10 protein-coding genes are annotated in these 12176 nt (G+C 53.1%); 5 read left to right on the top strand and 5 right to left on the bottom strand.

Translation table 11 applies throughout. The features are described 5' to 3' along the window. Window positions 1-90: 90 nt before the first annotated feature. From OGX99_RS08450 to OGX99_RS08435, 4 genes are all read right to left on the bottom strand, one after another. A complete protein-coding gene (locus OGX99_RS08450; protein WP_187252960.1) occupies window positions 91-639 on the bottom strand; it encodes a hypothetical protein in 549 nt (182 codons plus the stop codon). A gap of 133 nt (window positions 640-772) precedes the next feature. Beyond that, window positions 773-1879, bottom strand: a complete 1107-nt coding sequence (locus OGX99_RS08445) for a 4Fe-4S binding protein (RefSeq protein WP_210904690.1) — start codon at window positions 1877-1879, stop codon at window positions 773-775. Between the two features lie 119 nt (window positions 1880-1998). Then, window positions 1999-3387, bottom strand: coding sequence for a diguanylate cyclase (locus OGX99_RS08440; protein WP_187252958.1), 1389 nt, complete (start codon window positions 3385-3387; stop codon window positions 1999-2001). A gap of 80 nt (window positions 3388-3467) precedes the next feature. Next, window positions 3468-4100, bottom strand: coding sequence for a LysE family transporter (locus OGX99_RS08435; RefSeq protein WP_286543175.1), 633 nt, complete (start codon window positions 4098-4100; stop codon window positions 3468-3470). Window positions 4101-4374: 274 nt separating this feature from the next. On the opposite strand from OGX99_RS08435, the gene yahO reads away from it, so the two are divergent. Then, complete coding sequence (gene yahO / locus OGX99_RS08430; RefSeq protein ID WP_151218555.1) at window positions 4375-4650, top strand: DUF1471 family periplasmic protein YahO; 276 nt, start codon at window positions 4375-4377, stop codon at window positions 4648-4650. Between the two features lie 32 nt (window positions 4651-4682). On the opposite strand, the gene prpR is transcribed toward yahO, so the two are convergent. Beyond that, window positions 4683-6293, bottom strand: a complete 1611-nt coding sequence (gene prpR, locus OGX99_RS08425) for a propionate catabolism operon regulatory protein PrpR (protein ID WP_151224820.1) — start codon at window positions 6291-6293, stop codon at window positions 4683-4685. 252 nt (window positions 6294-6545) lie between these two features. Between prpR and prpB the strand changes: the two genes are divergently transcribed. The 4 genes from prpB (at window position 6546) to prpE (ending at window position 12096) form a co-directional block, all read left to right on the top strand. Continuing rightward, on the top strand, window positions 6546-7427 hold the full coding sequence (gene prpB / locus OGX99_RS08420) for a methylisocitrate lyase (protein ID WP_151218557.1): 882 nt from the start codon (window positions 6546-6548) through the stop codon (window positions 7425-7427). Window positions 7428-7507: 80 nt separating this feature from the next. After that, window positions 7508-8677 (top strand): bifunctional 2-methylcitrate synthase/citrate synthase, encoded by a 1170-nt coding sequence (prpC, locus tag OGX99_RS08415; RefSeq protein WP_003838667.1) that lies wholly within the window; start codon window positions 7508-7510, stop codon window positions 8675-8677. 40 nt (window positions 8678-8717) lie between these two features. Next, the gene (locus OGX99_RS08410) at window positions 8718-10169 is read left to right on the top strand and encodes a bifunctional 2-methylcitrate dehydratase/aconitate hydratase (protein WP_187259338.1); all 1452 of its coding nucleotides are present in this window, start codon (window positions 8718-8720) and stop codon (window positions 10167-10169) included. 40 nt (window positions 10170-10209) lie between these two features. Further along, complete coding sequence (gene prpE, locus OGX99_RS08405; RefSeq protein ID WP_286543173.1) at window positions 10210-12096, top strand: propionate--CoA ligase; 1887 nt, start codon at window positions 10210-10212, stop codon at window positions 12094-12096. The last annotated feature ends 80 nt before the right edge of the window (window positions 12097-12176 follow it).

The following is a 12176-nucleotide window of genomic DNA, read 5'->3' as shown; positions in this document are numbered from 1 at the left end:
CGGATGGCGGCGCTGACACGTTATCCGGCCTAAGGGGGGCACACTTATCCAGGCCGGATAAGCGAAGCGCCATCCGGCTGGGTGGTGCGGTTATTGCGTAAAACCGTTTTGCATACAAATCTGCGCGCTGGTTCTCAGAGTAAAGGCGACTTTATCTGGGTACTGGCTGTAATAGTTATGTTCTTCTTCCAACCCTTTCGCCTGCGCCAGACGTACCGTTTCCAGCGAGCAAGTACGGTAGATAAGGTCTTTATTCATATTGCTTTGCTTCTCGCGCTGTTTATCTGCAGACAGCGCCAGCCAGCTCTCGGACAGCGAGTAATCGTAGACCACTCGATTTCCTTTTGCCTGCACGTTCTCAATGGTAATGAATTCGTCGATCTTTAGTCTTGGCTGCCCACGCATTTTTTTCTTATCTTCTGCGGCGGCATATTGCGCCAGCGCATTAATATCCATCCCGGCTATTTTCTGCTTATAGATATCGACATACGCGGCGGGTTGCTGATAATGCTGAGTATAAGCATTTCTTAATTCTCCGTCGCTCATCGTACAACCCGCCAGAAACAGAGGTAATAGCAGCGCCAGTTTTAGTTTAGTCATGATGTTGTCCCGTTCATTATTGTGGTCCCGGTCACCCATAACAGCTATTACGGGCGATATTTAAGGTTGTATAAACGGGGAGGCGGGGGGACAAGTTCAAAAGTCTTAAAATGGCGTATCAGGCGGCAAACCCTGCCAGAATTGGCAGGGTTTTTGAGCATACGGTGAAGAATTAATGGCCGATCATTTTGGCCTTCGGGATCAACTGGAAATACATATGATCCGGCACCGGCGTCTGCCAGACATTGGCATACATCGCATAGCCTACGGCGGCAAACAGAATACCGAGCAGCAGTAGCGTCATTGTCCACCCTGATAACCTACCTTGTCGCCACCATGGTTTAGACGCTGCACTGTGCCCTGATTGCGCGCCAGGTGGTGTTTTCAGTGACATGGTCAGTGTCGAGGCCACCGGGCAGGATTCAACACAGGTCATGCATCCCGTGCATTCCACGGTACGCACCTGAATCAGCTTGTCGACCGGGATATTCGACGGGCAGTTTTTCGCGCATTTCCCGCAGTCGATGCAACTGTCAGCGTTGCGGCGGATTTTAAACGGCGAGAGCAGCGAAAACAGACCAAGCAGCGCGCCGTAAGGGCACAGATAACGACACCAGGCGTTGCGAATAAATAGGCTCAGGACGCTGATACCTCCTACGAAGATGAGCGTGGCGGAGCCAATATGGCGAAAGAAATCGAGCATCTTCACATCGATAATGATGCCATAGGCCGACGTCAGAAAATATTGGATCCCCTGAGCAGGCATCGACAGGGCGATATACAGGAAGAAACTCAGCAGCAGATACTTCAGGCTGAGCAGCGGGATATCCAGCCAGCGCGGTAGCGTGAATTGACGACCAAATACTTTTTTTCCCAGATTCCCGAGCAATTCGGAAAGCGTGCCCACTGGGCACAACCACGAACAAAAAGCTTTTTTTAACAACAGGCTAATCAGGATAAACGCAACTAACAGCAGCATAGAGGCGGCATGGATGGGCGGAAGAAAACCAGTCTCCAGCGTGTAACGGATATTCATCAAGCCCGCTATCGGCAGCCATCCCTCAATACCGCCGGGTCTTGATATATAGACGCTGTTACCGGCGGTTTCAAAATAGCGAACCCAGTACCAGAACGTTACACCTATATAAATATTGATAGCCAGCAGCAGAAACTGGGTGGCTTTTCGCCAGCTGCTGGCGTTGCGCCAGTCATTCCACGGCAGTTTGCCCCCGCTTGTGCCTGGACGGCGCTGCCAGCGCATTCTCTTCTTCCCGTTCATGGTCTTCTACATTCCCTCATATTTTCCCACTTACATTCAGCGGGGTTAGCTCAGGGATATGCTAACGCGACTCAGATATGATGTATTTGATTTGCATCTTATTAAGCGAATGATAACGGTCATTCATGGTAAACCTCAACGCGGTCGCGGCCATTGCTTTTTGCCAGATATAGTGCGCGATCGGCTTTATCAACCAACTGTTTATAGTCGGGATGATAGTCATATTCGGCAATACCAATACTGACGGTAATAGAAAATGACTCTGTTGCTGAGGTTGTCATGCGCATCTCGGCAATCTTCATGCGCAGTGTTTCCAGAATAATACTGGCCTGCGATTTGTCAGACTCGACGAGCAGAATCATAAATTCTTCGCCACCGTAGCGGAATACGTAATCGCTGCTGCGGATATGATCATATATGATCGCTGCAACGTTTTTGAGCGTCTGATCGCCGGTGTTATGTCCGTAGCTGTCGTTGATTTGCTTAAAGTAGTCAATATCCAGCATTGCCAGGGTAAAAGGCTTACGCGTATGCAACGCCAGCGAAATCTCACGGCGCATAATCGTTGGAATAAAACGCCGGTTAAGCAACTGAGTCAGTGAGTCCTTACCATTTTCCTGCTTAACCAGCGCGTCAAACATTGAGGCGAGCAGGAAATGGATTTGTGCCGATAGCTGGCGAATATCCTGCAATAAGCTCATCCGCTCAGATTCTGTCGGCTGATGCTGATGCGACAGGGTGGTTGTCAGACGGCTGTCGATCTCTGTAATCAGTGATTCCATCTTTTTCAACAGATTGCTGCTGCCGAGAATGTGTTTTCCCTTGTGTGAGAACCACATACCGAAATCAGAATTCGCCAGAAGCACCATCTCACCGAAAGGCATTCCGGTGGCGATGTTATAGATAAACTGGTTTTCCCAGTCGGTAAATGAACGGATTTGCCGCTCGCGCTCGACGTTAACGTCATCGTAAATAGTCTGCAGGCGGTACTGCTCCTGCGTATGCATTGAGTTTTGAAAACTGGGGGAATAGGAGACCGTCATGGCCTCCAGCGCCGTGTCCATTGCCAGGCTGCTGAAACAGATGGCATCGCTCAGCAGGGCGGATGAGTCATGCGCTTTGTTTTTCAGGACCCGATACAATTCATCTTTCAGTTTACGCGCGCCGCGGTTCACCAGATCGATGGGCAGACCAATACGGGCATGCACCACGCCAATTTTGCGCTGTTTGGCCAGGAGTTGTGAGAGATCTTCATGTGCGCTACCAAGGACACTGCGCAGCCAGTCAAACATGCTGCCGCTGAGGCGGGTGCTGACCTGCTCTGTATTGAGGAACAATGCGCTCTCCGCGTGGGAGAGCATATAGTCATAAAAAACGGTTACTAAATGACGAATCTCCTCATCGCTTAATGACATCAGGAGCGAATGAACTTCAGGAGATGTTTGACGTAACAGCGCCTGCCATTCTGTAAGGAGTAATGTGTCGTTTACCGGATCAACTTGTTCCATCTCACAACCACTCAAAATACGATTAAAAAATTCAGGCGGTATTACGGACAATTACCTCACGATGGTCAAGTTAAACTCTCTTATCGATGGCTAATACCTTCATAAATAAGCCTGAGCGCGAAGATACCAATAATTGCGCCAATCACCCGACTGGCAACGCGTTGGATTCGGCCATATGCACGGCGTACAGCGGGTAACGAAAATGCCTGGCTGAGAAAAATACGCCAGATAATGGAAGACAACACAATACCAGCCCAGGCCATCAGCCTGGCCCACGTTGGCGTGTCTGCGCTTAAGGTGACCGAGAAGATACTAATAAAAAACAGTACGGTTTGCGGATTAGATAAATCCGTTAATAACCCACGGCGGAAAAACACATACCACGGGGCGGAAAGCGGCTGCTGTAACGTTGGCATTTGCGGTGTCGCCTGATGGCGAATGCTATTCCAGGCAAACCACAGCAGATAGGCGCCGCCAACAATCTTAATCAATGAAAATATCTCTTCACACTGGGTGATGAGCGTCGCCATACCAAACAGGCCAAGGCCGGAGTAGAACGCATCGCCCAGGGCCACACCCATACCGGTCATCACCCCCGCACGCCGCCCTGACGCCAGGCTGGTTTGCACCACCACAAACAGGTTCGCGCCGGGATTAAAAAAGGTTAAAACAAACAGGCTGATGGTGAGCACGACGGCATGTAGCGGTTCCATAGACAACCATTCCTCAAATATTCATAAAGTTAACACTATAATTTCAGCGAGCGGGCTGTTCTGAGGATCAACTCACACTGGCTATTGAAACTTTGAACAAGTTGATGTGCTGATACTCGATGGCGCAGTTTTATCTGCGCCACAAAATTTCTATATATTTCTGCTGAGTGTGGATTTTTTATCCAGTTTGGACTAGTTATTAATCATCCTTGAATCGCGTTACCTCATGTTCAGGGATGGATGATGGCATCATAACAAAACCTGGAGCTCGTCTATGAAAACTGGAATTAAAGTACTTATTGGTGCATTAGCTTTTGTCGTGACCAACGCATATGCCGCAGAATTTATGACAAAACTTGAGTTTGAAAAGGTTGAGTCGCAGTACACAAAAATCGGTGATATCTCAACGAGTAATGAAGTTTCTGTCGCAGATGCCAAAGAAGAACTGCTGAAGAAAGCCGAACAGAAAGGTGCCGATGTTGTGGTATTAACTTCCGGTCAAACGGATAATAAAATCCATGGCACAGCCAATATCTACAAGAAAAAATAATACGCTGCTGTAAAAATCACGACTCCCGTCGGTCATTGTGCTGGCGGGTTTTCTTTTAATCTACGCCAGAATGTGGTTCGGCTTACCCCGAGATATCGCGCGGCCGCAGTTTTATCACCATTAAATTGCGCCAGTACCTGCTGCGGCGTTAGCGCTGAGGATACCTGTGGCGTGTCAGCCGCAGCGGCCAGTTCTGGTAATAGCTGCTGCAAAAATTGTATGTTTAGTTCCGGCTGTGGCTCGACGCTTAAGAACAACGCAAGGCGCTCCATCATATTACGCAGTTCGCGGATATTTCCCGGCCAGCCATAATTCAGTAACGTCGGCTGACTCAGACTCAGCCCCTTGCGCACAGACTCAGAAAACGGCACGTCCAGATCCGCCAGCGACTGTTTTAAAAAACCTTCCGCCAACGGCAGGATATCGGGTAAGCGCTCGCGTAGCGGCGGCAGCGTGAGGCGTAATATGCTCAGGCGATAAAACAGATCGGTGCGAAACTCACCCTGTTTCATCTCCTGCTCCAGGTTGCAGTGCGTGGCGCTGATCACCCGTACATCGACCGGAATCGGCTGATGTCCCCCGACCCGGGTAACCTCTTTTTCTTCCAACACGCGCAGCAGCCGGGTTTGTAACGGCAGCGGCATTTCGCCTATCTCATCAAGAAACAGCGTTCCGCCGTGGGCGATTTCAAACAGGCCCGCGCGTCCTCCCCGACGGGAGCCGGTAAAGGCGCCATCCTCATAGCCGAACAGTTCCGCTTCCAGTAGTGATTCGGTGATGGCCCCGCAGTTGACGGCGACAAACGGCGGCGAAGGTTTACCGCGCCGATTCTCCTGACGGGTGAAAAACTCACGATGAATGGCCTGCGCCGCCAGCTCTTTACCGGTGCCGGTTTCGCCCTGAATCAGCACCGGGGCGCGGGAGCGGGCGTAAAGCATAATAGTGTGCCGCACCTGTTCCATTTGCGCAGAGTGGCCGCGCATATCCCCCAGCGCATAGCGGGTACGTAGCGTATCGCCGGACGCGTACTGACCGTTTCTGTGCAGCGTCAGACGCGTCATATCGAGTGCATCAACAAAGGCCTGGCGCACGGTGGCCGCCGAATAGATAAAGATGCCGGTCATGCCTGCTTCTTCAGCCAGGTCAGTAATCAACCCCGCGCCGACTACCGCTTGTGTACCGCTGGCCTTCAGTTCGTTGATTTGTCCACGAGCATCTTCTTCGGTGATATAGCTGCGCTGTTCAAGTTGCAAATTGAAGGTCTTTTGAAAGGCGAGAAGCGCAGGGATAGTTTCCTGATAGGTAATGACACCAATCGACGAGGTGAGCTTACCTGCTTTTGCCAGCGCCTGTAGCACGTCAAACCCGCTGGGTTTAATCAGAATAACCGGGATCGATAGACGGCTTTTCAGATACGCCCCGTTGGAGCCTGCCGCAATGATGGCATCGCAACGCTCGGTGGCCAGCTTCTTTCGGATATACGTCACCGCTTTTTCAAAACCCAACTGAATAGGGGTGATGGTTGCCAGGTGGTCGAACTCCAGGCTGATGTCGCGAAACAGTTCGAACAGACGGGTGACAGAAACCGTCCAGATAACCGGTTTGTCGTCGTTCACCCGCGGCGGAAGATGCCTATCAGCCATAACCAACCCAAAAAAGTAAGGAACCGAATAATGGGTTTAGTCGTGTTTCATAAATGTTGCAATGAAACGTTAAGGTCGGTTTCATGAAACGATAGCTGACACGCTTTTGTACAACAAAGATACAGGAATTTATTGTAATCTATTGTTTTTGAAGGTGAATATATAAATTGATTAAAAATTAAGGTCTTTGGCATATCCCTTGCTTTAGGTAAATCAACGAATGCTAACAAGTTGATAACAAGAGGACGGGATATGTCTCAACACTCCCCAGGGCTGGCGTTTCGCGCTGCGCTCACTAAAGAAAATCCATTACAAATCGTTGGCACCATCAACGCCAATCACGCTCTGCTGGCCCAACGCGCCGGGTATCAGGCGATTTATCTCTCCGGCGGCGGTGTGGCGGCAGGGTCGTTAGGGCTGCCGGATCTCGGTATTTCTACCCTTGATGATGTGCTGACCGATATTCGTCGCATTACTGATGTTTGCCCGCTGCCCTTGCTGGTGGATGCGGATATCGGGTTTGGATCGTCAGCGTTCAATGTGGCGCGTACCGTGAAGTCGATTTCCAAAGCTGGGGCTGCCGCGCTGCATATTGAAGATCAGATCGGCGCCAAGCGCTGCGGCCATCGCCCGAACAAAGCGATCGTCTCTAAAGAAGAGATGGTCGACAGGATCCGCGCTGCGGTGGATGCACGTACTGACCCCAACTTTGTCATCATGGCGCGGACCGATGCGTTGGCAGTGGAAGGGTTAGAGGCGGCCATCGATCGTGCCCAGGCGTACGTCGAAGCCGGCGCGGACATGCTGTTTCCGGAAGCCATCACCGAGCTTGCGATGTACCGCCAGTTTGCCGACGCGGTGCAGGTGCCGATCCTCGCCAACATTACCGAATTTGGTGCTACGCCGCTGTTCACCACCGATGAATTGCGTAGCGCGAACGTTGCGATGGCGTTGTATCCGTTATCGGCCTTTCGCGCCATGAACCGCGCTGCGGAAAAAGTGTACAACGTGCTGCGCCAGGAAGGAACGCAGAAGAGCGTGATCGACATTATGCAGACGCGCAACGAACTGTACGAAAGCATCAATTACTACCAGTTCGAAGAGAAACTCGACGCGTTGTATAGCAAAAAGTAACCGTCGTAGGCCGGATAAGGCACAGCCGCCATCCGGCAATAAATTTGTACCCTACATATTATAAAAATGACGAGGACAACATGAGCGACACAACGATCCTGCAAAATAGTACCCATGTCATTAAACCTAAAAAATCGGTTGCGCTGTCAGGCGTTGCCGCCGGAAATACCGCGCTGTGTACCGTAGGCAAAAGCGGTAACGACCTGCACTATCGCGGTTACGATATTCTCGACCTGGCGCAGCAGTGCGAATTTGAAGAAGTCGCACATCTGCTGATCCACGGGAAATTACCCACCCGCGATGAACTCACCGCCTATAAAAGCAAACTCAAAGCGCTGCGCGGACTGCCGGCTAACGTGCGCACCGTGCTGGAAGCGCTGCCTGCCGCCTCGCATCCGATGGATGTGATGCGCACCGGCGTCTCCGCGCTGGGCTGTACGCTGCCGGAAAAAGAAGGTCATACCGTCTCCGGTGCGCGCGATATCGCCGACAAGCTACTGGCGTCGCTCAGTTCAATCCTTTTGTACTGGTATCACTACAGCCATAACGGCGAGCGTATTCAGCCAGAAACTGACGATGATTCTATTGGCGGTCACTTCTTGCACCTGCTGCATGGCGAAAAGCCGTCGCGAAGCTGGGAAAAAGCGATGCATATTTCGCTGGTGCTGTACGCCGAGCACGAATTTAACGCCTCCACCTTTACCAGCCGCGTGATTGCCGGGACCGGCTCCGATATGTATTCCGCGATTATCGGCGCGATTGGCGCACTGCGTGGTCCGAAACACGGCGGAGCGAATGAAGTGTCGCTGGAGATCCAACAGCGCTACGAAACGCCGGACGAAGCCGAAGCGGATATCCGTAAACGCGTGGAAAACAAAGAAGTGGTGATTGGTTTTGGTCATCCGGTTTACACCATCGCTGACCCGCGCCATCAGGTGATCAAGCGCGTGGCGAAACAGCTTTCTCAGGAAGGCGGTTCGCTGAAAATGTACAACATTGCCGACCGTCTGGAAGACGTGATGTGGGAAACGAAAAAGATGTTCCCCAACCTCGACTGGTTCTCGGCGGTCTCCTACAACATGATGGGCGTCCCCACTGAAATGTTCACCCCGCTGTTTGTCATCGCCCGCGTCACCGGCTGGGCGGCGCACATCATCGAACAGCGTCAGGACAACAAAATTATCCGTCCTTCCGCCAATTACACCGGCCCGGAAGATCGCGAATTTGTCCCGATTGAAAAACGTTGCTAATTCAAAAACCTCTAAAGATAAAAAACAGGAAATGTACCCTATGTCCGCACATATTTCGAACGTCCGCCCGGAATTTGACCGTGAAATCGTTGATATCGTTGATTACGTCATGAACTACGAGATCACCTCGAAGGTGGCGTATGACACCGCGCATTATTGCCTGCTTGATACATTAGGCTGCGGCCTGGAAGCGCTGGAATATCCGGCCTGTAAAAAACTGCTGGGACCGGTCGTCCCTGGTACAGTGGTGCCGAACGGCGTACGCGTACCTGGCACCCAGTTCCAGCTCGACCCGGTGCAGGCGGCGTTTAACATCGGCGCGATGATCCGCTGGCTGGATTTTAACGATACCTGGCTTGCCGCTGAGTGGGGTCATCCTTCCGATAACCTCGGCGGTATTTTGGCCACGGCTGACTGGCTGTCACGCAATGCGGTGGCGGTGGGGAAAGCGCCGTTGACCATGAAAAAAGTGCTGACCGGCATGATCAAAGCTCATGAGATTCAGGGCTGTATCGCGCTGGAAAACTCGTTTAATCGCGTTGGTCTCGATCACGTCCTGCTGGTAAAAGTGGCCTCCACGGCGGTGGTCGCTGAGATGCTCGGGCTGAACCGGGATGAAATTCTCAACGCCGTGTCGCTGGCGTGGGTCGACGGGCAGTCGCTGCGTACTTATCGCCATGCGCCAAATACCGGTACGCGTAAATCCTGGGCAGCAGGCGATGCGACCTCACGCGCGGTACGTCTGGCATTGATGGCGAAAACCGGTGAGATGGGGTATCCGTCCGCGCTGACGGCGAAAACCTGGGGCTTTTACGATGTCTCTTTCAAAGGCGAATCGTTCCGCTTCCAGCGCCCGTACGGCTCTTATGTGATGGAAAACGTGCTGTTTAAAATCTCCTTCCCGGCAGAGTTCCACTCGCAGACCGCGGTAGAAGCGGCAATGACGTTGTACGAGCAGCTACAGGCCGCAGGTAAAACGGCGGCGGATATCGAAAAAGTCACTATTCGCACGCATGAAGCCTGTATCCGCATCATCGACAAAAAAGGCCCGCTGAATAATCCGGCGGACAGGGATCACTGTATCCAGTATATGGTTGCCATTCCGCTGCTGTTCGGGCGCTTAACGGCGGCAGATTACGAAGATGGCGTGGCGCAGGACAAACGCATTGATGCCCTGCGCGAGAAGATCAACTGCTTCGAAGATCCGGCTTTTACCGCTGATTACCACGATCCGGAAAAACGCGCCATCGCCAACGCCATCACTCTGGAGTTCACCGACGGTTCACGCTTTGAAGAAGTGGTGGTGGAGTACCCAATCGGCCACGCGCGTCGTCGTACTGACGGCATACCGAAGCTGGTCGAGAAGTTCAAAATCAACCTGGCGCGTCAGTTCCCGACCCGACAGCAGCAGCGCATTCTGGATGTCTCCCTGGACAGAACTCGCCTGGAGCAGATGCCGGTCAATGAGTATATGGATCTCTTCATTATTTAAACCAGCGTGCAGCAAGGCGTAAGTTCAACAGGAGAGCATTATGTCTTATAGCGAGTTTTATCAACGTTCTATAACGCAACCGGAGTCGTTCTGGGCCGAGCAGGCCCAGCGTATTGACTGGCAGCAGCCGTATACGCAGGTACTGGATCACAGCAACCCGCCGTTTGCCCGCTGGTTTTGCGGCGGCACGACCAATCTGTGCCATAACGCCATCGACCGTTGGCTGGAGAAACAGCCCGAGGCGCTGGCGCTGATTGCGGTGTCATCCGAAACCGAAGAAGAGCGCACGTTTACCTTTCGTCAGCTGTATGACGAAGTGAACGTCGCGGCGGCAATGCTGCTGTCGCTGGGCGTACAGCGTGGCGATCGGGTGCTGGTGTATATGCCGATGATCGCCGAGGCGCACATTACGCTGCTGGCCTGCGCGCGCATTGGGGCAATTCATTCGGTAGTGTTCGGTGGGTTTGCTTCACACAGCGTGGCAGCGCGCATCGACGACGCCCGGCCGGTGGTTATCGTCTCGGCGGATGCCGGGGCGCGTGGGGGCAAGATCCTGCCGTATAAAAAGCTGCTTGATGATGCGATCGCACAGGCGCATCACCAGCCGCGTCATGTGGTGCTGGTCGATCGTGGTCTGGCGAAAATGGCGCGGGTCGAGGGGCGTGACCTCGACTTTGCTACCCTGCATCAACAGCATCTCGGGGCGCGGGTGCCGGTGACCTGGCTGGAATCGAACGAAACTTCCTGCATTCTCTATACCTCCGGGACAACCGGTAAACCGAAAGGCGTGCAACGCGATGTTGGCGGTTACGCGGTGGCGCTGGCGACCTCGATGGATACCATTTTCGGTGGTAAAGCGGGCGGCGTGTTCTTTTGCGCGTCGGATATCGGTTGGGTAGTTGGACATTCCTATATCGTGTATGCCCCGCTGCTGGCGGGGATGGCGACGGTAGTTTATGAAGGGCTGCCAACGTACCCGGACTGCGGCGTGTGGTGGAAAATTGTTGAGAAGTATCAGGTCAGTAGGATGTTCTCGGCCCCGACAGCTATCCGCGTGCTGAAGAAATTCCCGACCGCGCAAATCCGCAATCACGATCTCTCCTCGCTGGAGGTGCTGTATCTGGCGGGGGAACCGCTGGACGAACCAACTGCCAGTTGGGTAACGGAAACGCTGGGTGTCCCGGTTATCGACAACTACTGGCAGACCGAATCCGGCTGGCCAATTATGGCGATTGCCCGCGGGCTGGACGACAGGCCGTCGCGTCTGGGCAGTCCCGGGGTGCCGATGTACGGCTACAACGTACAACTGCTCAATGAAGTCACTGGTGAACCCTGTGCGGCGAACGAAAAGGGCATGTTGGTGATTGAAGGCCCGCTGCCGCCGGGCTGTATCCAGACCATCTGGGGCGATGACGCGCGGTTTGTGAATACCTACTGGTCGCTGTTTTCTCGCCAGGTGTACGCCACCTTTGACTGGGGCATTCGCGACGCCGATGGCTATTACTTCATTCTGGGACGTACGGATGACGTAATAAATGTGGCTGGACACCGACTCGGTACGCGAGAGATCGAGGAGAGTATTTCCAGCTATCCGAACGTTGCGGAAGTGGCGGTGGTCGGCGTGAAGGATGCGCTTAAAGGGCAGGTGGCGGTGGCGTTTGTCATTCCAAAACAGGGCGACAGCCTGGAAGACAGCGACATCGCGCATTCCGAAGAGAAGGCGATTATGGCGCTGGTGGACAGCCAGATTGGCAATTTTGGCCGTCCGGCGCACGTCTGGTTTGTATCGCAACTGCCGAAAACACGTTCCGGTAAAATGCTCAGACGGACGATCCAGGCGATCTGCGAAGGCCGCGATCCCGGCGATCTGACGACCATTGACGATCCCGCGTCGTTGCAGCAAATCCGTCAGGCTATCGAGGAATAGCTGTTTTGACCAGGCCCGGTGGCGCGAAGCTCACCGGGCCTACAAACGGCACAACTGGTAGCCGGATGAGTCGCAATGCG

This window comes from Citrobacter sp. Cu096, assembly GCF_030332285.1.
In the GTDB taxonomy this organism is placed as follows: domain Bacteria; phylum Pseudomonadota; class Gammaproteobacteria; order Enterobacterales; family Enterobacteriaceae; genus Citrobacter; species Citrobacter meridianamericanus.
The sequence above is the reverse complement of the archived record's forward strand: the minus strand, read 5'-3'. Positions and strand labels throughout refer to the sequence as shown.